Origin of the sequence: Agrobacterium larrymoorei (genome assembly GCF_013322225.1) — a bacterium.
In the GTDB taxonomy this organism is placed as follows: Bacteria; Pseudomonadota; Alphaproteobacteria; order Rhizobiales; family Rhizobiaceae; genus Agrobacterium; species Agrobacterium larrymoorei_A.
In genome coordinates, this window is sequence record NZ_JAAMFB010000031.1 from 225,440 (window position 1) to 247,051 (window position 21,612).

Genomic DNA, 21,612 nt, shown 5'->3' on the forward strand with positions numbered 1-21,612 from the left:
TCTTTCTCTCAATATCCGGGAGCAAGATTTTACATTGCTAATTCGCGATGCTCACGTATTCCATGGCCATGGTCATGTCGTACGTGATTCGCTATGGGCGCAAACCTCTTTGGGGGCGTAATGCGGTGGGTAGTATTTCCGCCGTTGCGTCACTGTGTGCCGTGGTTCTGGGCCTTGCAGGGTGCAATACGCCCGCAGGCGTGCAGCCCTCCGGCGCGCCCAAGATGCTTACTCCCGAACAGGCGCTGATTTTCCCCCCTCCGGGTGGGCCCGAAGTTCTGACCGTGATCGACCGAACTTTTTCCAATGCCGTGCAGCAGGAAGTCATCTTGCGCTCGGATGCCGCCACGCCCGGCCAAAACTATATCAAGGTTCAGCTCTACGGGCCTCAGAAAGCTGGCGATGAGGATAGAGGTGGGCTGTCGAATAGCAGTTTGCGCGTCTCATCCATAGCGCGTGAAATCCGCTCTGCATTTCCCGGTGTGGCGATGTCCACCACATCGGAATATCTGCAAAACAGCTATGGCTCCTTCTCCTATGCTTCCGGCAAGGGATATGGTCAGGACACCTGTCTTTACGGCTGGCAGCAAATCCGCTCCGCTGAAAGCATGCGGCAGGGCTTCAGAAATCTCGGGCGAATCAACGTGACACTGCGCTTGTGCCAATCGGGTGCGACTGTTCGAGACCTGCTTTCCGTCATGTATAATTATACGATTACGGGCAGCTACAAGTCTCCGAACTGGAACCCCTATGGCACGGCGCAGCCGCCGGATGCTGGTCTCGGGCGGGCCGGGAACCCGATGTACCCGCATGAAGCCTCCCAATTGCCGATGCAGCCTGGTCTCCAGACAGTGGTAAGGCCCGCGGTAGCGGCGAGGCCGAGGGTGGTCCGTGCTGCCGTGATCGACACGGCGCCCATGCAGGAACAACCGCCGGTTCCGCGCACGCCGAGCGGCGCGCCTGTCATTATCCCGCCGCCTTCGTCGAGTGCACCAACGGCGTCCCGCCCCGCTAGCGTGCCGCTTCCGTCACGCAGTGCCGAAAGAACACAGATTTCCATACCACCTCCAGGCTGTGCCGCAGGCGGCACGGCGAATGGTGGATGTGATTAACCGTTTCAGGACTATCTGCGCTTGCCTCTGGCGGATCACGGATAGTCTCATGCGTAGCAGCATCGATGCCAAGGGCGTCTAGCCCGCACTTAGACGAATTAAAGGTTAGCCAATGAGCAAGGCCGTCACATTCATTATCTGGTTGTTTGTGTCGGCCTGCGTATTGGTCATCATAACGCTTCCCGTCAGTCTGCAGACTCACCTCATCGCCACGGCGATTTCTCTGGTCCTTCTTGCCACTATCAAGTCATTGAACGGCAAGGGCGCATGGCGGCTGATAGGTCTTGGTTTCGGCACTGCCATCGTTCTCCGCTATGTCTATTGGCGCACCACCAGCACGCTTCCGCCCGTCAACCAGCTTGAGAACTTCATTCCCGGTTTCCTGCTTTATCTTGCGGAAATGTATAGCGTGTTGATGCTGGCGCTCAGCCTTGTCATTGTTTCCATGCCTCTGCCGTCGCGCACGAGCAGACCGGGCAGCCCCGGCTATGTTCCGACCGTCGATATTTTCGTGCCGACCTATAACGAGGATGCGGAGCTTCTTGCCAATACGCTCGCGGCGGCCAAGAACATGGACTATCCCGCGGACAGGTTCACGGTTTGGCTGCTGGACGATGGTGGCACCGTGCAGAAACGGAATGCCTCGAATGTGCCAGAGGCGCAGGCTGCCGCACGACGTCATCAGGACTTGAGGAAGCTTTGCGACGATCTTGGCGTCAACTACCTGACGCGCGAGAAAAACGCGCACGCCAAGGCAGGCAATCTGAATAACGGTCTGGAACACTCTACCGGTGAACTCGTCACCGTGTTCGATGCCGACCACGCGCCTGCACGTGATTTTCTTCTCGAAACTGTCGGCTATTTCGAAGAGGACGAGCGCCTGTTCCTCGTTCAGACACCGCATTTTTTCGTCAATCCCGACCCCATCGAGCGCAACCTGCGCACGTTCGAAACGATGCCGAGCGAGAACGAAATGTTCTACGGCATCATCCAGCGCGGTCTGGACAAGTGGAATGGTGCATTCTTCTGTGGCTCTGCAGCAGTGTTGCGCCGTAGCGCGCTGAAGGAAACCGATGGGTTCAGCGGCGTCAGCATTACCGAGGACTGTGAAACAGCCCTGGCGCTTCATTCGCGCGGCTGGAACAGTCTATACGTCGACAAGCCGCTGATTGCCGGTCTGCAACCCGCCACTTTCGCAAGCTTCATTGGACAGCGAAGCCGGTGGGCGCAGGGAATGATGCAGATCCTCATCTTCCGTCAACCGCTGTTCCGAAGAGGCCTCTCGTTCACACAGCGGCTCTGCTACATGTCGTCGACGCTGTTTTGGCTATTCCCCTTCCCACGTACAATTTTCTTGTTCGCGCCTCTCTTCTATCTGTTTTTCGATTTGCAGATATTCGTGGCATCCGGTGGAGAGTTTTTGGCCTACACCGCCGCATACATGCTGGTTAATCTCATGATGCAGAACTTTCTTTACGGAAACTTCCGCTGGCCGTGGATCTCGGAACTTTATGAATATGTGCAGACGGTCCACCTTCTGCCTGCCGTGGTGTCCGTGCTTTTCAATCCCAGCAAGCCGACTTTCAAGGTCACCGCCAAGGATGAATCAATCAGCGAGGCGAGACTTTCAGAGATCAGCCGCCCGTTTTTCGTGATTTTCGGCGTTCTCATTATCGCGATGATCTTCGCGATATATCGTATCTATGCTGAGCCCTACAAAGCAGATGTTACGCTCGTTGTAGGTGGTTGGAACCTGCTCAATATCATTTTCGCAGGCTGTGCGCTAGGCGTGGTGTCTGAGCGCGGAGAGAAATCCGCCTCTCGGCGTATTACCGTCAAGCGCCGATGCGAACTACAACTCGAAAATGACGGCCCGTGGTTGCCTGCTACCGTCGAAAACGTCTCGGTCCACGGAATGTTGATCAACATCTTCGACAAGGATATTCGTGCGGTCGCAAAGGGAAGTTCGGCTCTCATTCGCATCAAGCCGCACAGCGAAGGCGTGCCGGATACAATGACGATCAACGTCGTGCGCGACGTGCGGCACGATGGCTTCATGTCAGTCGGCTGTACCTTCTCTCCGAAGGAAGCGGTGGAACATCGCCTGATCGCGGATCTGATTTTTGCCAATTCGGAGCAATGGAGCGAGTTCCAACGAGTTCGCCGCAAAAATCCGGGCTTGATCAAGGGGACAGCTACGTTCCTGGCCATTGCCGTGTACCAGACCCAACGAGGTCTCTTTTATCTGCTCCGGTCGTTCCGGCCCAAAGCGCGGCAAAAGGTTGCGTCGGGAGCGGTCAAGGGATGAAGAAGTCTATAACATTCTCCGCGTTCCTGATTTTGGTCTCTACGGCTGTTTTTGCGCAGACGCCGTTCGACATGTCACCAGAGCGACCGTCCACGCCGCCGTCTGCTCCAGCGTCGCAACCGCAGCGCCAACCCCAACCCAGCTTGCCGTCGCCATCGACCAGCCCGCTTGCTCCTGCGGCACCACCGCAAATTGCCCCTGCGCGTCCACCCGCCGTCGTGGCTCCACCCGTCCAGTCTCGCCCTGCTTCTGCTGCGTCGGCGGGACCGGCAGCTTCGGCCCCTCCGGTGCTGGATGACAGTAAACGATACATTCTTCCATTTCCTGAATTGAGCCTCTCCGGTGAGGTGGATCAGAAGCAATGGACGATTTATCTGACACCGGAACAGGCGCAGGCGGCGACTGCGTTGAATATCGGCTACCAGAACGCAATCGTCGTCGCGCCTGAAAGCTCGAACCTTGAGGCGACGATCAACAACGTGCCGCTGGAGCGCAAAAGCATAGCCTCTCCCGATGCCGAGAGTGCGACGTCCATGGCAATCCCGGCAGGGACGCTCCAATCCGGTGCCAATGTCATCACCTTGGGGGTACGGCAGCGCCACAGGACTGATTGTACCGTCGAGTCGACGTACGACCTGTGGACTGACGTCAATCCTGCCAGCACATATCTTTCGTTCAGTTCGAACGTGAGTAATCGATATGAAAATGTCGAAGACATTCAAGCTGTAGGCGTTGACGACGCGGCGATCACCACGATCGATATCGTGGCACCGGGCCTGGCAAATCCCGTTTTTGCGGGACCATTGTTGCGTCTGTCACAGGCGCTTGCGCTCAGAACGCAAATGCCGAACCAGCAGGTAATTTTCCATACGACCATGCCGCAAGAGCGGAAGGCTGGCGGGCTTGTGGTTCTCGTCGGAACCTCTCGGGAGATAGCGAGCGTCGTCGGTTCCGTACCGCCGGAGGTGCTGGCCGGCTCGTTTGCGGGCTTCGAAAGCGATCTCGTCAGCGGGTTCACGCCCCTCGTTGTGGGTGGTCCTACGCCTCAGGCAGTGCAGAATGCCATCGATACCCTGTTTTCTTCCATCGAGCGACCTGCTGGAACATCGCGCGCAACGCTGACCACCCGAACCTGGCATGCACCTGATACGCCCCTGATCATGTCCGACAGGCGCATTGCACTATCGACGCTGGGCGTAAAAAGCACAGAGTTTTCAGGGCGTCGTTTCCGTACGGAATTTACACTCGGCATGCCAGCCGATTTCTATGCGGCTGCTTACGGGGAGGCCACGTTTCTGTTGGATGCCGCATATGCCGGAGACGTCATACCTGGCAGCAATATCGACATCTATGTCAATGGCAACATTGCCTCGACCGTTCCCATTTCCAACCGGGGCGGCGGAATTTTCAGGCATCTGCCGATTAACGTCACCCTTCGCCATTTCGTGCCGGGAGTGAACACGGTCGTCATCGAGGCAATTTTAAAAACGGAGGCGGATACGGCTTGCCTGCCCGGTACCTCTGCCAATCAGACGCCGCGTTTTGCGTTATTCGACACCTCTGAAATTCACATTCCAAATTTTGCGATGATCAGCCGCGCACCAGACCTCGCTGCGACGAGCGGTGTCGCACAGCCTTATCGTGTCAGCGGTCAGACCGTTGCCGTGTCGCTGGATCGTTCGGATACGGACACGCTTTCGTCCGCAGCGACCCTGCTAGCCCGACTGGCGGTAGCTGCGGGTCATCCTGTCGACGTCGATGTGGTGGCATCGCCTGCGGCGGTCGGGGAGCGAAATGCGCTCTTCATAGGAACTTTGGCGCAGATGCCTCCTGCGCTGGTGTCACAGTTCAATCTCGCACCTGCCAGCCAGACGGCTTGGAACGAGAGGCCTGGTGAAGTCGCTGGTGTCGAGCAAACGGACCGGTTGTTTGCGGATTGGCGGGAGCGTGTGGATGGCGGGGTATGGCAGGGGCAGATTTCCTCTTTCGAGGAATGGATGCGGCGTAACTTCGACATAAGCTCGGAAACTCTTCGCTTCCTGCCCGGCTCGGAAGAGGTATTCACTCCCTCACCAAACGTTTCCTTCATGCTGGCGCAGGGTCTAAGCCCCGGTGGAGAGGGCGTTTGGACCATGGCCACAGCGCCGACGTCTGCTGATCTTCGCACGGGCACGTTTGCCATGACAGAGCAGAAGAGGTGGGCGGCGCTATCGGGGCGGGTAGCGACCTATGATGCAGCCACTGACAAGGTGGAAATCATATCGGCGCAACAGCAAAGTTTCTTTGTGACGAGACCCTTCAGCTTCGCCAACTGGCGTCTCATCGCTGCCAACTGGCTGTCCACCAATACGCTGTCCTATTCGCTGGTATTCATAGGCTTTCTGTCTTTGCTAGGAATGGCGACATTCATCATGTTGCGTGGCATAGGGCGCAAAAAATGAAAAAGCCCTTCCTATCTGTACTTGGAATGATGTTGGTGCTGGTAACGATGATATTACCGTTTCCTGCCACAGCCGCATCCGTAACCTCTGCCGATTGGGAAACATACAAAGCCGCATTTCTGGACAGTTCAGGCAGGATCATCGACACTGCCAATAAAAATATCAGTCATAGTGAAGGTCAGGGATATGGCATGTGGCTGGCCGTATTGGCAGACAACATTGCTGATTTCGAACTGATCTGGTCCTTCACGAAAACAGAACTGCTCGTGCGGGACGATGGGCTCGCGGCCTGGAAGTGGGACCCAGCATCCGACCCGCATGTGACAGACATCAACAACGCAACCGATGGCGACATATTGATCGCCTACGCTCTGGCAAAAGCCGCCAAGCAATGGGGCAGGGACGATTATGCCCAGTCCGCTCGCGCCATTGCTGAAACCGTGCTCCGCAAGGCCGTCCTGGAACGAGGCGGAAAAACACTGCTTTTACCAGCCGTCAGCGGTTTTGGACCAAACGACAGGCCGGACGGACCGGTCATCAATCCATCCTATTTCATCTTCGAAGCTTTTCCTGCTCTAAATGAGCTCTCGCCTTCTCCCTTGTGGGAAAAGCTCGTGAAAGATGGCATCTCGGCGATCAGTTCAGATAGCTTCGGCCCACGTAAGCTTCCTGCAGATTGGGTATCCTTAAAAACACGAACGAAACCCGCCGAGGGCTTTCCGTCCGAGTTTGGCTATAATGCCATCAGGATACCGCTATACCTCGCCATGGCCGGCGTCGGCACGCCTGAACTCTACGAAAGGCTTGTCACAGGCATGTCTGTCGAAGGCGGAAACATCGGAACTTTCGAACTGCAATCCGGTGCGGTGAAAGACATGCTCTCGGATCCGGGCTATCGCATGATACCTGCTTTGGTTGCTTGCCGCTCCAACGGTACGCCCATTCCAGACGACTTAAGACGCTTCACGTCAACACTTTATTATCCATCTACGCTGCATCTCTTGGGCTTGTCCTCGGCGCAAACGAATCAGGAGTGCCTATGAACAGCAAGCCTCTACTCGTTTCAGCCGCCGTTCTGGTTCTTTGCGGGTTCAGCGTTTTCCACTGGCGTGACGATATGCTGGGACGTGTCGCAGAAATCCATACGGGTTCGACCGAGAAGGCATCCTCCCCCAGCGCGACAGCGAGCAATGCCAACGGCGTCTCGCTGAACGGGAATTTGCAGTCTCCAGCCCGCTCTGATCTTTCGGAAGAAAAGCCTGGCCAGCCTCTGCCGCTTCTTTCGCAGGCGCAACCCCTGCCACAGCCTGCATCGCAGCCTCCATCTACAACGCAGAACCAGGGCGCGCAGTCGGGGCAGACTCCCGTCGTGGACGAAAGTGCATTGCGCTACTTTGCGGCGCGAGGCGATACGGCAAGACTTCAGGCCGAGATTGCCCGCCTCAAGGCACTCTACCCGAACTGGACACCTCCTGCTGATCCAACGGCGGTTCCCCAGTCCGGCGACGCGCAGCTTGAAGCCATGTGGCAACTCTATGCCAATGGACGTTATGCGGAGGTGAGGAAAGCTATTGCCGACCGGCAATCTGCCGAGGCCGGGTGGCAGCCTCCATCCAACCTGACAGACTTGCTTAATCTGGCAGAAGCCCGTCAGCGGCTGGTGAACTCTTCCGACCTCAAGCAATATTCTGCCGTCATCGATGTCGCAGCACAAAACCCCGGTTTGCTGACGTGTAGCGAAGTGGATGTGCTTTGGCGTGTGGCCGAAGCTTTTGCGCGAACAGAGAAACCGGAACGCGCGCGCGACGCCTACATCTATATTCTCGCGAATTGTAACGATGCGGCCCAAAGGCTTGCAACGGTTCAGAAAGCATCCACGCTGATCCCCGTGCCGATGGTGGAGGATTTGCTGGCGCGTGAGAAGCCTGGCTCAGATGGACAGCTTGAGTTTGAACCTGTCAAAGACGATTTGGCCCGTCAGTTTGTTGCCAAGGGTGGCGAAGACAAGGACGTTATCGTACCGCAGCCCTATGTCCTGCGGCTGGAGCGGCTCGCAGAAAGCAACGACCTGGCCAGCGATGCTTTGCTGCTCGGCTGGTACAATATTCGCCGTAACAACATGCAAGACGCGGAAAAGTGGTTTCGAAAGGCAATTGCCGCCGAAGATTCCGCATCTGCCGCACAAGGACTTGGGCTGGCCCTGATCGCTCGTGAAGAACCGCGCGAAGCGGAGAATGTGCTGTTCAAATGGCGGACATCGTCTGACGATGCGCATGCCACCTATCTCGCCGCCGCGGCCAACCTACTGGCGCTTGACCCGCCTGTCCCTCTGGACCCTCCGGTCCTTCAGCGTATCGCCGCAGATGCCATGGCACAGAAAGACGCCGCTACTGCGCAGGAATTCGGATGGTACTCTCGCGCATTTCAGCAGCCGCAAATGGCGCAGCAATGGTTCGAGACTGCTTTGCAATGGAAGGCCGATGATGAAGCTTCGGCCTATGGTCTCGCTCTGACGTATCAACAACTGAACAATGCCGGCCAATTGCGTCAGATCCAGCGTGAATGGGGTGATAGGTCACAGAGAATTGCTGAGGTAGGACGTGCGACACCTGCCGGTGCGCAAGCGCGCGCCTCTGTGGGGCAGGCACAGGCGACCGGCGTGTCATCACAATCTGTTTCGGTGAGGGATGACTTCGCTCCTTCTGCTACATCCCGTTCATCCCAGCCCGCCGTTTCTCAGCGTCAGCCCACCGCCGGAAGGCAGACGCAATTGCAACAGCGTGCGGGTCGATGCTCGATCAGCGCCCATGTCGAAAGCCTGCCGCCCCAAGCAGCACTTCAACAGGGCTGGTGCCTCATGGATATCAACCGACCGGTGGAAGCACTCAAGGCGTTCGGCGTCGCATTGAAGGGCGGCCAGAGCGATCTTCGTAGCGATGCAGCGTACGGCCAGAGCCTGGCCTATCTTCGTATGGGCCTGACCGACAACGCGGCTGCGTCTGCAACGTCATCCGCGATGGACCGTCAGAAGGCGACCGAGCTACAGGTAGCGATATTGACGGATCGCGCGCTGGCCGCCTATCAGGCTAAACGTTACGAGGAAGCCCTTATCCTGCTGGATCAGCGCGCGCGGCTGGCAACAGAGCGGGTCGATCTTATGGTCATCCGTGGTTACGCCTATCTCAACATGCAGCGCTATGGCGAAGCCATCCAGATTTTTGAGGGTGCCGCCGCGACCGGAAATACCGATGCCATTCGCGGGCTTGCCAATGCAAGGGATGCCCGTCCAAGTCTAGGACCCCGAGGCGGCTGAGTTAAGAGAGACGTCGCCAAACTCGGCAGTTCAGTCAGACATTATGATGTTCAGGAAGCGTTGCGCTTCGCCGCCCATCCCAACTTTTTGTCCAGCGGTCTCCTGACATGCGCATCGGTGAAGCCAACCGATAGACCTTCGTGTTGATTTAATCGTCGTTTTGGGAGCGGATGATGTAACTTTCTTCAGTGTTTCAATGGAATTCATTGAAAGTTCATGTGGCGGTCTATATGTCGGTTGCAAACACTCATATCGAAAGATGCCAATGCTTACGAAGAAGGGTAAATACGGGCTGAAAGCGATGATCGACCTTGCCGGACTTGCGCAAGGTGAGACAGCTTTCGTCAGCGAGATCGCATCTCGCAACAATATTCCGAAGAAGTTCCTGGATGCTATACTGCTGGAACTGCGCAATGAGGGCATGCTTCGCTCTAAAAAGGGTCCCGGTGGCGGTTATGCCCTGTCGAAGCCTGCGTCAGACATCTACATCGGGCAGGTCATCCGCGCTCTGGATGGTCCTCTTGCTCCGATCCGTTGCGCCAGCCGCACGGCCTTCGAGGCCTGTGAAGACTGTTCCGATCCAGAAGCCTGTCAGGTCCGCCGGTCCATGACCGACGTTCGGGACGCCATGGCTGCTGTTTTGGACAATATGACCTTGGAGCAGTTTGCTGCTAACAAGTCAGCCTCGGCCGTCGAGCAGACAGCCTGAGCTTTCGTCAGGCCGAAATCTGGGCGTAGCGTCCACTGTGATAGAGCAGGGGAGAACCTTCTCCCTGCACAACGGATAATACGCGCCCAATGACGATTGCATGGGTGTGGCGCTCAATGACGTCTTCGACGGCGCAATCTATTACGGAAAGTGCGCCTTTTAGACCTGATGCGCCGCTGTCCAGCTCGAACCACTCTGCTCCAGCGTACCGCTCTGCGCCCTTCAAGCCGCCTTGACCGGCAAATCTCGAAGCAATGTCCTGCTGCTCTGCGGCAAGAATGTTGACGCAAAAATGATTGTAGCGGGCGATGATCGGCCATGTCGATGACGACCGGTTGATGTTGACGATCATCGTCGGCGGGTTCATGGACAGGGCTGTAGCGGACGTTACTGTCGCGCCAACCCGGTTGACACCGGTGCCTGCGGTTATCACTGAAACGCCGCCTGCGACATTTCGCATGGCTGCCTTCAGTTCATCCGAATTGAACCTGTCCTGCACTGGCTCCTCGTGAAGGTAGGTCACTGTCGCCGTCATTGTGTCCACCTCTCAACATTTATTCGCCCACTGCCAAACACTATCAATGGCCATACGCGCCTAGTAGCCAAAACGTTTCTTTGTTTATCGTTTTTGTAGAATAAATCCGTCTTCGGTTGCGCAGTTGTGTACGGGATGCCCAACGCTGTGAGAAATGCTAGAGTGATGTGCTGACGCAAGAGGCGATAGATCGTGGAGGAGACGATTGCATGAGCAGAGCACACATTGTCGGATGGGCGCACTCTCCATTTGGAAAGTCGGCGCTGGAAAACACCGAGCAATTGATGGCTTCCGTCGTTGGACCGGCCGTGGAGCACGCGGGAATAAGTCACTCCGATATCGACGGCATTTTTGTCGGCGTGATGAATAACGGCTTTTCCAAGCAGGATTTTCAAGGTGCACTGGTGGCCATGGGCGACGAGCGGCTGGCACACACACCGGCCGTCCGGTTCGAAAATGCGTGTGCGACTGGTTCTGCTGCGCTTTATGGAGCTATGGATTTCATCGAGGCAGGGCGAGGGCGGATCGCGCTTGTGGTCGGCGCTGAAAAAATGACGGCATTACCGACCGCAGACGTGGGAGATATTCTGCTTGGAGCCTGCTACCGGGCGGAGGAAGCAGACATTACAGGCGGTTTTGCCGGTCAATTCGGTCGGATAGCACGAGCCTATTTCCAGCGCTACGGCGACCGCTCGGAAGAACTGGCGATGATTGCAGCGAAGAACCACGCCAATGGTGTGCATAATCCCTTCGCTCACGTGCAAAAGGATTTTGGTTTCGACTTTTGCAATGCCGTTTCAGACAAAAACCCTTATGTCGCGCCGCCCCTTCGCCGAACGGATTGCTCCCTTATCTCTGACGGTGCAGCAGCGATAATCTTGGCTGACGAAGAAACGGCAGCGACGCTCAGTCGCGCTGTAGGCTTTCGTGCGCGGGTGCAGGTCAATGATATCATAGCGCTCAGTCGTCGTGATCCTCTCGCATTCGAAGGTGCGCGCCGCGCCTGGGCTGGCGCACTGGAAAAGGCCGACGTGACCTTGGACGATCTCTCATTCGTTGAAACGCATGACTGCTTCACCATCGCTGAGCTGATCGAATATGAAGCGGTGGGTTTGGCAAAGCCGGGTGAAGGATACCGCGTGGTTCGTGAAGGTCTCACGCAGAAAGACGGTCGCCTTCCGGTAAATCCGTCAGGTGGGCTGAAGGCCAAAGGCCATCCAATCGGCGCAACGGGCGTCTCCATGCACGTCATGGCCGCCATGCAGCTTTGCTCGGATGCAGGAAACATGCAGGTGCAAGACGCCAGCCTCGCCGGAGTGTTCAACATGGGCGGTACCGCGGTCGCAAACTATGTATCGATCATGGAACGAGTGAAATAGACGTTGTAGGCAAAGCTAAGATTCGCTCCTCCGTTCGACGCGATAAGCTTTGGTGCTTCGATACTTTCTAAAAGACTTCCTAATGGACTCGACATAGGCATAGGCCTGCACTAATGTGGTTAAACGTTTAATCATTGGTAGGGTAAATGGCCTCTTCACGGTCCGCAGCAAATCTTGGCGCGATTGCCGCAGCGCTCGGTGTATCGAGCGCTACCGTGTCCAATGCCCTGTCGGGAAAAGGTCGGGTCTCTGCCGACTTGACCGACAGGATTCGTCAGAAGGCTGCCGAACTTGGATATGTGCCAAGCTCCGCTGGGCGGGCGCTTCGCACCGGGCGAAGCGGTGTGCTGGGTCTTGTGCTTCCCGATATTGCCAATCCTCTTTTCCCGCAGATCGCACAGGCCATCGAGAAAGCGGCTGCCGCTGCCGGTTATGGCGTGCTGATTGCAGATTCGCATGGCGATGTCGCGAAACAGACCGAAGCCATCACCCGTCTGATAGAGCGTGGCGTCGAGGGTATGGTGATCGTTCCTCGTCGCGGCACGCGCATCTCGGATGTCGACTGTCCAGTTGCGGTGATCGATTCTCCCTCCACACCGGGCAACACGGTTGCAGCAGATCATTGGGGTGGCGGCGAACAGATCGGTCGCCATCTGGCAGCACTCGGCCACGACCGCGTGCTGATCGTTGGCAACAACCCCGATTCCAACGTCCAGAATGACCGCGTCGGCGGTATCCGAGCCGGGCTTGCGGCGTCTGCATTCACCGAAACGCTCTGGGTCACGCCGCTTGAGCAACGCAGCGGCAAAGGCTGCCGTCTGGGTGTCGCTGAAAAGGTGAGACAGGGTTTTACGGCCTTCGCAACGGTATCCGATCTCCACGCTCTGCGGGTTTTGACTGAGTTACAGCGTGACGGCATCGAAGTGCCGGAAAAGGCGAGCGTGACCGGTTTCGACGATCTCATCTGGGCGCCGGTCGTCTCTCCAGCACTGACGACGGTTCGCATGGATATGGCGCGCATTGCCGATCTGGCAATTGAAGCGCTGGTTCGTGGGGTCGATGGCGGTGAACGTCCGGTCAGCGGCGGCGTACTGGCCGATATCTCGAAAGTGGAAATGGAGCTGGTGGTGAGAGCCTCCAGCATGAGGCCCCATCACGAGCAGCAGAACGAAGATAAAACCTCGACAGCAGGAGAACTCGCATCATGAAAAAGATCATTCTGGCATCCGGGACGGCCCTGATGCTTTCGATGGGCCTCGCCCACGCGCAGGACAAGACCCTTACGATTTCGGTCTACGCTTTCGCGCAGGATGAATTCAAGGAACTGGTCTACACGCCGTTCGAAGAAAAATGCGGTTGCAAGCTAGTGGTCGAAACGGGCAACAGTGTCGAGCGACTGGCCAAGATGGAGGCCAACAAAGCCAATCCGGTTGTCGATCTCGCCATTGTCTCCATGCCGGATGCTTTGTCTGCCGCGCGCAAGGACCTGATTCAGAAGATCGATGCATCGAAGGTTCCGAATATCGAAAAGCTTTACGATATCGCCAAGGATCCGAACGGCGATGGCATGAGTGTTGGCGTCAATTTCTACGCCACCTCCATCGTTTATCGTACCGACAAGATGAAGATTGAGAGTTGGGCCGATCTTCTCAAGGACGGTATTGTCGATCACGTCGCCTTCCCGAATGTGACGACCAACCAGGGCCCACCTGCGCTCTACATGCTTGGAAAGGCCGTTGGCAAGGACACGCCTGACCTTTCCGGTGCCATCGAGGCTGTTGGCGAGAAAAAGGACGAGATTGTCACCTTCTACGTCAAGTCTTCGCAGCTTGTGCAGTTGATGCAGCAGGAAGAGATCTGGGCAGCGCCGATCGGCCGTTTCTCCTGGGCGCCGTTTACCAAGCTGGACCTGCCGCTGGCATGGGCCACGCCGAAGGAAGGACAGACCGGTGGCATGAACGTGCTCGTCGTGCCGAAGGGCACCAAGAATGAGGATCTCGCCTTACAGTTCATGGATTTCTGGCTCTCCACCGATGTGCAGAAGGCACTGGCCGAAAAGTTGGTAGATAGCCCCACCAACAGCCAGGTGAAGGTTTCCGACGCGGTGGCCAACAACATCACCTATGGCGAGGAAACCGCCAAGAGCTTGCAGCTCATTCCATCCGACGTCACGCTCGACAACCGCGACAAGTGGTTGTCGGAGTGGAATGCGAAGGTAGGGCAGTAACAGATTTACTGAGGCAGCGAGTGATTGTTGCGTTGTACCCTCCCTCGACGTCATCATCGGGCTTGTCCCGAGGATCCAACCCCGTCGAAGATTTTGCAATGTAGACAGATGCTTGGGACAAGCCCGAGCATGATGAGCGGGTAGGTTCCGAAAAGCGTGCCGACGGTCAAAGGATAGAGTGATGTTTCAAAATAGGGCCGAAGCTCTGGCGTTAGCCTTGCCCGCTGCAATCTTTGCGGCTGCGGTCTTTCTCGTGCCGGTGTTCATTCTGTTATCGGAAGGATTTCGCACTTCGGATGGCTGGACGTTTCAAGCCTATACGAGCTTCTTTTCCGATCCACTGAACCAGACTGTATTTTTGCGCACACTGAAACTCGGCGCAATCGTAACCGCAGTTTCCGCTGTTATCGGTTATGTTGCGGCCTTCGCCATCGTCAGTCTGCCGCCAGGCTCGAAGGGCCACATGATCAATCTGGTCATTTTGCCGCTGATGATATCGCCGGTCGCGCGAACCTATGCGTGGATCGTCATCCTTGGGCGCACTGGCATCGTTAACGAGGCGCTACAGGCGGTGGGGCTGACGGATGCGCCATTTCGTATCCTGTTTAGCGAAACGGCAGTCTTCATTGGGCTTCTCCAGCTCTTCCTGCCGCTTATGATCATTTCACTGATCAGCGCACTGGAAAACATGCCACGCGATGTCGTTGCCGCATCCCGCGTTCTGGGAGCCAATTGGTTTCAGGTGTTCTGGAAGGTCATCGTTCCGCTGACCAAGGAAGGGCTTGTTGTGGGCGGTACGCTGGTCTTCACCGGTTCGCTCACGGCCTATATCACCCCCGCCATTCTCGGCGGTTCCAAGGTACTGATGCTCGAAACGCTGTTGTACCAGCAGGTCACGGTCTCCAACAATTTCGTTGCCGCAAGCGTTATCGCATTCATTCTTATCGTCATGAGCTTTGCCGCAAACATTTTGCTCAAGCGCATCGCAACGGCGAGGAACAAGAAATGACCCGCCAGCTTTATTCTCCGCTCATACTGCTTGTCGTTCTCGGATTCCTGATCGGACCGTTTCTGATCATCGTCGCAGCATCGTTTTCGGCAGGCGATACGCTTGCATTCCCGCCGCAGGGCTTCTCGCTGAAGTGGATCGCCAAGGTCTTCACGGTTGAAAGCTTTCGCGAAAGCTTTGCCATGTCGATGTTCCTTGCCATCGGCGGTACACTGGTGGCACTCATTCTCGGCATTCCCGCTGCCTACGCAATGTCACGTTACAAGCTGCCGTTTTCAGAAACGATCCGTACAATCGTTTCCGCACCGATCATCGTGCCGGGCATCATCGTCGGTCTGGCGTTGCTTCGATACATTGTAGTGCCGTTCGGTGTCGGCATAACGTTGGCGCTGTTTCTGGCGCATACGGCGCTGATATTGCCCTATGCCGTGCGTGTGGTGTCGGCCAGCCTCACCAATCTTCGCTCTGATATCGAAGAAGCGGCGGTGCTGCTCGGTTCATCCCGAACAGGTGCATTTTTCCGTGTCGTGCTGCCGAATATTCGCGGCGGGATTCTCTCGGCCTTCATCCTCGGTTTCGTCACCAGTTTCAATCAGGTGCCGGTGTCGCTGTTTCTCTCCGGTCCGGGCGTGCGCACGCTACCAATCGATATGCTGGGCTACATGGAAATCGTCTTCGATCCTTCCGTTGCAGCGCTGTCTTCGCTTCTCGCCTTCCTGTCCATCGGCATTGTTTTCATGGCCGAACGTTTTCTGGGGTTCTCCCGCTATGTCTGATGCAAACTATCTCTCGCTCCAGAACCTCTCGCTTGCCTACGGCAATACGTTGGCGGTGAAGGAACTGAACCTGAATATCCGCAAGGGTGAACTTCTCGCTCTACTTGGCCCATCCGGCTGCGGCAAGACGACGACGATGCGTGCCATTGCCGGTCTGATGCCGGTTGCGGGTGGCAGGATCGATCTGGATGGTGTGGATGTCACCGGGGTGGCCGCCAACAAAAGGGCGGTTGGTCTGGTGTTTCAGTCCTATGCGTTGTTTCCGCATCTCACAGTATACGAAAATGTCGCTTTTGGCCTGAAGCTGAAAGGCATGAAGGGGTCTGCGCTTGATGATAAGGTCGCCTCTGGCCTGAAGTCCGTGGGGCTCTCTTCTTTCGCCTCCCGCAAACCGGCAGAGCTTTCCGGCGGGCAGCAGCAGCGCGTGGCGCTGGCGCGCTCCATGGTCATGGACCCGAAGGTGCTGCTGCTTGACGAACCTCTGTCCAACCTCGATGCCCGTCTTCGGCTGGAGATGCGCACGGAATTGCAGCGTGTGCAGAAGGCGACCGGCGTGACGATGATCTTCGTAACGCATGATCAGGTAGAGGCTCTGGCGCTGGCGGATCGCATAGTTGTGATGAACAGCGGTGCGATTGAGCAGATCGGAACGCCGGAGGAGATATATAATGCTCCTGCATCATCTTTCGTCGCCGATTTCGTCGGCTTCGAGAATATTTTCCGTCTGGAAGGCGAAGGCCTGAAGACGGAAAACGGACATATCAAGCTTTCTGGCCAGGTTCCGAGTACGGCGGGACTGGCATGGAGGCCGCGCATGGTCACTCTCGGTTCAGGTCCTTTCGAGGGAACCGTGCGCGGCACGTCTTTTGCAGGCAGCACACGCGAATATTTGCTGGATACGCCGCTTGGGCCCATCAAGGCCGAGACGGATGCAGCCTTGCCTTCGCATGACATTGGCACGCAACTGGCGTTTGATCTTCCTGTCGATAAAGCAGCCAGCCTCAAGGTGTTCAACTAACCATGGGCATTTGGATCGATACGGATATGGGCTTCGATGACATCGCCGCAATCATGGTGGTGACAGCGTCGGGCGTTAAGATAGATGGCGTTTCGCTTGTTTTCGGCAATACACACTTGGAGCAGGTTAGGCAGAACGCTGCCAGCGCCGCCGCTGCATTTAACTGGGCGTTTCCGATGCATGTGGGGCGGAAGAGCCCGGTGCTGGGGCGGATCGAAACCGCACAGACTATATTGGGTGAAACTGGCATCCCAACCGCCGGTTTGACCTTAGCCGCGGCACGCGAACTGCCTGCGGGCAATGCTTTCGCAGCGCTCTGCCGATGGCTTGCAGAGGATGAAAGTGAAAAACAAATTCTCGCGCTGGGGCCACTCACCAATATCGCAGCCGTCTGCCTTGCGCGGCCGGATCTGGCGTCGCGTATCACTGAGCTAACGTGGATGGGTGGCGGCGTTACCTCCGGTAACCACACGGCATCTGCCGAGTTTAACGCCTTTGCCGATCCGGAAGCACTCGCTATCGTCATCGCTCATGCCCTGCCGCTGCGCATGGTCGATCTCGATCTTTGTCGGCAGGTTACCGCTGGCCTTATCGATGTGGCTCCAATTCGGGCCGCGAGTGGGAAGAATGCGGCGTTGATCGCTGACATGCTGGAGGGTTTCATCAACATCGCCATCAGTCGCGGACGTGATGCCATGGCGCTTTACGATCCTTGCGCGGCGGTTGCCATCGTCGCATCCGACTGTATCGGCTGGAAACATGCGCGGATCGATGTCGAGTTGCACGGTGGTTTCACGCGCGGGCGAACCGTGGTGGAAACGCGCGCGGCTCATAAAAACACGTTCAACGCCTGTTTCGCTGAAACGGTGAATGCTGAACGCGCCAGGACGATCATTCTCGATGCACTGCTGCAAGAGGCTAGCCGATGAACGAGCGACCGATTATCGTGGATCGTGACGGCTTGAACGACGATGCCTTGCGAAGCAGGGCAGTGGCGGCAGCACGGGGAGACCAGCCGTTCGACATTCTGATCTGCGGGGGGACGCTGGTGGATGTCGTGACCGGAGAACTCCGCCCCGCCGATATCGGCATCGTCGGCGCGCTGATCGCAAGCGTGCATGAGGCCGGAACGCGCACGGATGCGGTAAAGCTTCTAGACGCGACCGGGGGCTATGTATCGCCCGGGCTCATCGATACACATATGCATGTCGAAAGCTCCATGGTCACTCCGGCAAATTACGCTGCCGCAGTGGTTCCCCGTGGTGTGACCACTATCGTATGGGACCCGCATGAATTCGGGAATGTGCATGGGGTCGATGGTGTGGGCTGGGCGGTGCATGCCAGTCGCGGGCTTCCACTCCGATCGATCATTCTGGCACCTTCCAGCGTTCCCTCGGCTCCGGGACTGGAGCAAGCGGGCGCGGATTTCGACGCGTCCGTGCTTTCGGAATTGCTGTTGTGGCCTGAAGTAGGCGGCGTTGCCGAGGTCATGAACATGCGCGGCGTGATTGAGCGTGATCCGCGCATGAGCGCCATCATTCAGGAAGGGTTGCATTCCGACAAGCTGATCTGCGGCCACGCGCGGGGATTGGTCGGAGCCGATCTCAACGCATTCATAGCAGCGGGCGTGACCTCCGACCACGAGCTGACCTCCGCCGCTGACCTGATGGAAAAGCTACGTGCAGGTCTGACGATCGAGCTACGTGGTTCGCACGATCATCTTCTGCCGGAGTTCGTGGAGGTGCTGAACAGGCTCGGACATCTGCCGCAAACATTGACGCTCTGCACGGACGATGTGTTTCCTGACGATCTTCTGAAAGGCGGTGGGCTGGACGATGTGGTGCGGCGTCTGGTTCGCTATGGCCTGCGACCGGAATGGGCGCTGCGTGCGGCAACACTCAATGCAGCCATACGCCTGCAACGCAGCGATCTGGGGCTTGTTGCCGCAGGTCGTCGTGCAGATATCGTTGTGTTCGATGATCTCACGCAATTTGCTGTCCGACATGTTCTGGTCAGCGGTACGCCCGTTGCGGAGCGGGGCCAAATGCTGGTCGAGTTGCCGGAAACAGATAGTGCGCCGCTGCGTGGTTCGATGAAGCTTCCGCTGCGCTCGGGGGATGATTTTCGGGTCAAGGCCGATGGAAGGCGGGTTAAAGTCGCAACCATCGAGAGACCGCGCTTCACACAGTGGGGTGAGGCGGAAGCCTTGGTCAACAATGGATTCGTTGTTCCGCCGGAAGGCGCTACCATGATTTCCGTCACTCATCGCCACGGCAATGCCGATCCCACCACCAGAACCGGCTTCCTCACCGGTTGGGGCAAATGGGAAGGCGCTTTCGCGACGACGGTTTCCCATGACAGCCATAACCTGACCGTCTTCGGCGATAATGCGGATGATATGGCTGTTGCAGCCAGCGCCGTCATTGAATCCGGTGGTGGAATGGCGGTTGCCGCAGGCGGGCAAGTCACCGCGCTTCTGCCGCTGCCGCTCTCCGGTCTGGTGTCAGACGCGCCGCTTTCTGACGTCGCGGCCGGGTTCGAAATGCTTCGCGAAGCCGTCGGTAATATCGTTGAATGGCAGCCGCCTTACCTCGTTTTCAAGGCTTGTTTTGGTGCGACCCTCGCCTGCAATGTCGGTCCACATCAAACCGATATGGGTATCGCCGATGTATTGACTGGCCGGGTGATGGAAACACCTGTGATCGAAATTCTCGAGTAGGTATTACTCCGCAGCCAGTTCCTGTTCCACCAACACCGTCCAGAAGGCAACGCCGGAAGCTATCGCTTCATCGTTGAAATCATAGGCGGTGTTGTGATGCAGCGCACCGTCCACCGCGGGGCCATTACCGAGCCAGACATAGCATCCTGGCGCTTGCCCGGCAAAGAATGCGAAATCATCTCCAGCAGTCGATGGAGGAAAGGCAGTTCGGGCCTTTTCGCCAAAGACGGCTTTTGCCGCTTTCAAAGCGCGCGTTGTTGCATCGGCATCGTTGATGACAGGAGGAATGCGACGAATGAACTCATACTTCGCCTCGATGCCGAACATTGCGGCGGTGCCATGTGCCAGTCTTGCTATTTCCTCTTCCAGCTGGTTGCGCACATGCGCCGAATAAGCGCGTGCGGTTCCTCCGATTTCCACGATGTCCGGGATCACGTTCAAAGCCTTCGGGTCGCCGGCCTGCACCGAGCAGGCGCTGACGACGGCGGGCTGTAGGGGGTCGACAACGCGCCCGACGATACTTTGCAGTGCGGCAAGGAAACTGCCAGCGGCCGTTACCGGGTCACGACCGAGATGCGGCTTTGCGCCATGGGTGCCGGTGCCTTTGAAGGTTGCGCGCCAGCTATCGGAAGAGGCAAGTTGCGGTCCTTGTACAACAGCCATTTCATCCGTATCCAGACCCGGCATATTGTGCAGCCCATAGACCGCATCACATGGAAAAAGATCGAAGAAGCCGTCTTCCACCATTTGTTTTGCGCCGCCCCGACCTTCCTCCGCAGGCTGGAAAATGAAGTGGACGGTGCCGGAAAAGTTGCGGGTGGCTGCGAGGTGACGCGCTGCGCCGAGAAGCATCGTGGTGTGGCCATCATGGCCGCAGGCATGCATCTTGCCGGGAATTGTTGATTTATATGAACGCTCGGCCAGTTCCGGCATGGCGAGTGCATCCATGTCCGCCCGAAGTCCGATGCGACGGGTGCCATTTCCGATCTGGAGAGTGCCGACGACTCCGGTTTTACCAAGTCCTCTGTGAACCGAAATACCGGCCTCTTCCAGATGTTTCGCAACGATTGCGCTCGTTCGCTCTTCTTCAAAGCCCAGTTCGGGATGGGCGTGCAAGTCCCGCCGAAGCGCCGTCAGGAAAGGGAGGTCATCGACGAACTCGTTCAGCGGCGTCATTTCGAAATCATCCTTGGTACTGGCCTGTGCATAATCGTAGATAAGATCGATGCCGTGTGGATTAATATGATCGTTCTAGTGCAAAACACGGGAAGATTAACAGGGCTTTTGTACCTTGGCGTAACTTCTTACGGGAGAGGGCAGTAATGAAGCCGCATGAATTCTGGCAGGATATCCATGTGCCGGATAGTCTTAGTTCGGAAGGCCCCCATGTCGATTTTTATCCTGCTCGGCTGGATGACGGGCGGCAGATCAAATTGCCGATACGTTTACTGGCGGATGGAGAGCATGCGCTTGCATCGCTGATCGTCAATCAGGCTTCCTTTACCGTTCTCGAGGTGCTTGCTCAGGATATTGCAGCAAAAATCAGGGTGTTCGAGCCGGATGTCGTCGTCGGCCTTCCGACGCTTGGTCTCACCTTGGCGTCTGAAGTTGCACGCTGCCTCGGGCATAGCCGTTACGTTCCGCTCGGAACATCGCGGAAGTTCTGGTATCGGGAAGAACTCTCCGTGCCGCTGTCCTCCATCACCACGCAGCAGGAGAAACGGCTCTACATCGATCCGCGCATGTTGCCTCTTCTTGAAGGGCGGCGCGTTGCCCTCATCGATGACGTCATTTCCAGTGGAACTTCAATTTTAGCGGGTCTATCGCTTCTCGGTGCTTCGGGTGTCGAACCTGTCGTCATTGGTGCTGCGATGCTGCAATCGGAGCGCTGGCAGGAAAAGCTTGGGGCACGATGGAATGGAAAGGTTTGCGCAGCCTTCTCTACACCCATGTTGCGTAAGACGCAGGGCGGTTGGCTTTAGGTGTTTCGATTTCGCACCCTTGTCATCTGTCTGGGGAACTTCCGAAGTGTTTCGATAATTAGGAGGTATGAGACGAGTGCGTCG

At 57.0% G+C, this 21,612-nt stretch carries 18 protein-coding genes; 15 read left to right on the top strand and 3 right to left on the bottom strand.

Annotated elements, in window-relative coordinates; all coding sequences use genetic code 11:
• Positions 1–74 precede the first annotated feature (74 nt).
• Positions 75–1,112: a cellulose biosynthesis protein BcsN gene (bcsN, locus tag G6L28_RS19805; protein WP_425292695.1), complete on the top strand. Its 1,038-nt coding sequence runs from the start codon at positions 75–77 to the stop codon at positions 1,110–1,112.
• A gap of 112 nt (positions 1,113–1,224) precedes the next feature.
• On the top strand, positions 1,225–3,420 hold the full coding sequence (gene bcsA, locus G6L28_RS19810) for a UDP-forming cellulose synthase catalytic subunit (RefSeq protein WP_174065779.1): 2,196 nt from the start codon (positions 1,225–1,227) through the stop codon (positions 3,418–3,420).
• On the opposite strand, the gene G6L28_RS23155 is transcribed toward bcsA, so the two are convergent.
• Positions 3,410–3,733, bottom strand: coding sequence for a hypothetical protein (locus tag G6L28_RS23155; protein WP_337795783.1), 324 nt, complete (start codon positions 3,731–3,733; stop codon positions 3,410–3,412). The genes bcsA and G6L28_RS23155 overlap by 11 nt on opposite strands.
• Here G6L28_RS23155 and G6L28_RS19815 point away from each other — a divergent pair.
• The 4 genes from G6L28_RS19815 (at position 3,708) to G6L28_RS19830 (ending at position 9,883) form a co-directional block, all read left to right on the top strand.
• Positions 3,708–5,861 (top strand): cellulose biosynthesis cyclic di-GMP-binding regulatory protein BcsB, encoded by a 2,154-nt coding sequence (locus G6L28_RS19815; protein ID WP_337795784.1) that lies wholly within the window; start codon positions 3,708–3,710, stop codon positions 5,859–5,861. The genes G6L28_RS23155 and G6L28_RS19815 overlap by 26 nt on opposite strands.
• Positions 5,858–6,904: a glycosyl hydrolase family 8 gene (locus G6L28_RS19820; protein WP_174065789.1), complete on the top strand. Its 1,047-nt coding sequence runs from the start codon at positions 5,858–5,860 to the stop codon at positions 6,902–6,904. Before G6L28_RS19815 ends, G6L28_RS19820 begins: the two co-directional genes overlap by 4 nt.
• Positions 6,901–9,174 (top strand): cellulose synthase, encoded by a 2,274-nt coding sequence (locus G6L28_RS19825; protein ID WP_174065791.1) that lies wholly within the window; start codon positions 6,901–6,903, stop codon positions 9,172–9,174. Before G6L28_RS19820 ends, G6L28_RS19825 begins: the two co-directional genes overlap by 4 nt.
• A 265-nt stretch (positions 9,175–9,439) precedes the next feature.
• Positions 9,440–9,883: an RrF2 family transcriptional regulator gene (locus G6L28_RS19830; RefSeq protein ID WP_174065792.1), complete on the top strand. Its 444-nt coding sequence runs from the start codon at positions 9,440–9,442 to the stop codon at positions 9,881–9,883.
• 7 nt (positions 9,884–9,890) lie between these two features.
• Here G6L28_RS19830 and G6L28_RS19835 read toward each other — a convergent pair whose 3' ends face one another.
• A complete protein-coding gene (locus G6L28_RS19835; protein ID WP_174065794.1) occupies positions 9,891–10,418 on the bottom strand; it encodes a flavin reductase family protein in 528 nt (175 codons plus the stop codon).
• A gap of 209 nt (positions 10,419–10,627) precedes the next feature.
• Between G6L28_RS19835 and G6L28_RS19840 the strand changes: the two genes are divergently transcribed.
• The 8 genes from G6L28_RS19840 to G6L28_RS19875 all read left to right on the top strand — a co-directional run bounded on the left by G6L28_RS19840 (position 10,628) and on the right by G6L28_RS19875 (position 19,546).
• Entirely contained in the window at positions 10,628–11,797 is a 1,170-nt protein-coding gene (locus G6L28_RS19840; RefSeq protein WP_174065796.1) for an acetyl-CoA acetyltransferase, read from the top strand.
• 146 nt (positions 11,798–11,943) lie between these two features.
• Entirely contained in the window at positions 11,944–13,005 is a 1,062-nt protein-coding gene (locus tag G6L28_RS19845) for a LacI family DNA-binding transcriptional regulator (protein WP_174065797.1), read from the top strand.
• Positions 13,002–14,024 (top strand): ABC transporter substrate-binding protein, encoded by a 1,023-nt coding sequence (locus G6L28_RS19850; RefSeq protein WP_174065799.1) that lies wholly within the window; start codon positions 13,002–13,004, stop codon positions 14,022–14,024. Before G6L28_RS19845 ends, G6L28_RS19850 begins: the two co-directional genes overlap by 4 nt.
• Positions 14,025–14,205: 181 nt before the next feature.
• Complete coding sequence (locus G6L28_RS19855) at positions 14,206–15,033, top strand: ABC transporter permease (RefSeq protein WP_174065801.1); 828 nt, start codon at positions 14,206–14,208, stop codon at positions 15,031–15,033.
• Positions 15,030–15,809, top strand: a complete 780-nt coding sequence (locus G6L28_RS19860) for an ABC transporter permease (RefSeq protein ID WP_174065803.1) — start codon at positions 15,030–15,032, stop codon at positions 15,807–15,809. The genes G6L28_RS19855 and G6L28_RS19860 overlap by 4 nt, the downstream gene beginning before the upstream one ends.
• Positions 15,802–16,827: an ABC transporter ATP-binding protein gene (locus G6L28_RS19865; protein WP_174065805.1), complete on the top strand. Its 1,026-nt coding sequence runs from the start codon at positions 15,802–15,804 to the stop codon at positions 16,825–16,827. Before G6L28_RS19860 ends, G6L28_RS19865 begins: the two co-directional genes overlap by 8 nt.
• A gap of 2 nt (positions 16,828–16,829) precedes the next feature.
• The gene (locus tag G6L28_RS19870) at positions 16,830–17,756 is read left to right on the top strand and encodes a nucleoside hydrolase (protein ID WP_174065807.1); all 927 of its coding nucleotides are present in this window, start codon (positions 16,830–16,832) and stop codon (positions 17,754–17,756) included.
• The gene (locus tag G6L28_RS19875; protein ID WP_174065809.1) at positions 17,753–19,546 is read left to right on the top strand and encodes an adenine deaminase; all 1,794 of its coding nucleotides are present in this window, start codon (positions 17,753–17,755) and stop codon (positions 19,544–19,546) included. Before G6L28_RS19870 ends, G6L28_RS19875 begins: the two co-directional genes overlap by 4 nt.
• A 3-nt stretch (positions 19,547–19,549) precedes the next feature.
• On the opposite strand, the gene G6L28_RS19880 is transcribed toward G6L28_RS19875, so the two are convergent.
• Positions 19,550–20,722 carry a M20 aminoacylase family protein gene (locus G6L28_RS19880; RefSeq protein ID WP_174065811.1) on the bottom strand — a complete coding sequence of 391 codons (1,173 nt, stop codon included), beginning with the start codon at positions 20,720–20,722 and terminating at the stop codon, positions 19,550–19,552.
• A 146-nt stretch (positions 20,723–20,868) separates the two neighbouring features.
• On the opposite strand from G6L28_RS19880, the gene G6L28_RS19885 reads away from it, so the two are divergent.
• Positions 20,869–21,528, top strand: coding sequence for a phosphoribosyltransferase (locus G6L28_RS19885; protein ID WP_174065812.1), 660 nt, complete (start codon positions 20,869–20,871; stop codon positions 21,526–21,528).
• Positions 21,529–21,612 lie beyond the last annotated feature (84 nt).

Coding starts and splice junctions, on each gene's coding strand:
- bcsN (WP_425292695.1), top strand. CDS start 75: ATGTCGTACGTGATTCGCTATGGGCGCAAACCTCTTTGGGGGCGTAAT.
- bcsA (WP_174065779.1), top strand. CDS start 1,225: ATGAGCAAGGCCGTCACATTCATTATCTGGTTGTTTGTGTCGGCCTGC.
- G6L28_RS23155 (WP_337795783.1), bottom strand. CDS start 3,733: ATGTATCGTTTACTGTCATCCAGCACCGGAGGGGCCGAAGCTGCCGGT.
- G6L28_RS19820 (WP_174065789.1), top strand. CDS start 5,858: ATGAAAAAGCCCTTCCTATCTGTACTTGGAATGATGTTGGTGCTGGTA.
- G6L28_RS19825 (WP_174065791.1), top strand. CDS start 6,901: ATGAACAGCAAGCCTCTACTCGTTTCAGCCGCCGTTCTGGTTCTTTGC.
- G6L28_RS19830 (WP_174065792.1), top strand. CDS start 9,440: ATGCTTACGAAGAAGGGTAAATACGGGCTGAAAGCGATGATCGACCTT.
- G6L28_RS19835 (WP_174065794.1), bottom strand. CDS start 10,418: ATGACGGCGACAGTGACCTACCTTCACGAGGAGCCAGTGCAGGACAGG.
- G6L28_RS19840 (WP_174065796.1), top strand. CDS start 10,628: ATGAGCAGAGCACACATTGTCGGATGGGCGCACTCTCCATTTGGAAAG.
- G6L28_RS19845 (WP_174065797.1), top strand. CDS start 11,944: ATGGCCTCTTCACGGTCCGCAGCAAATCTTGGCGCGATTGCCGCAGCG.
- G6L28_RS19850 (WP_174065799.1), top strand. CDS start 13,002: ATGAAAAAGATCATTCTGGCATCCGGGACGGCCCTGATGCTTTCGATG.
- G6L28_RS19855 (WP_174065801.1), top strand. CDS start 14,206: ATGTTTCAAAATAGGGCCGAAGCTCTGGCGTTAGCCTTGCCCGCTGCA.
- G6L28_RS19860 (WP_174065803.1), top strand. CDS start 15,030: ATGACCCGCCAGCTTTATTCTCCGCTCATACTGCTTGTCGTTCTCGGA.
- G6L28_RS19865 (WP_174065805.1), top strand. CDS start 15,802: ATGTCTGATGCAAACTATCTCTCGCTCCAGAACCTCTCGCTTGCCTAC.
- G6L28_RS19870 (WP_174065807.1), top strand. CDS start 16,830: ATGGGCATTTGGATCGATACGGATATGGGCTTCGATGACATCGCCGCA.
- G6L28_RS19875 (WP_174065809.1), top strand. CDS start 17,753: ATGAACGAGCGACCGATTATCGTGGATCGTGACGGCTTGAACGACGAT.
- G6L28_RS19880 (WP_174065811.1), bottom strand. CDS start 20,722: ATGACGCCGCTGAACGAGTTCGTCGATGACCTCCCTTTCCTGACGGCG.
- G6L28_RS19885 (WP_174065812.1), top strand. CDS start 20,869: ATGAAGCCGCATGAATTCTGGCAGGATATCCATGTGCCGGATAGTCTT.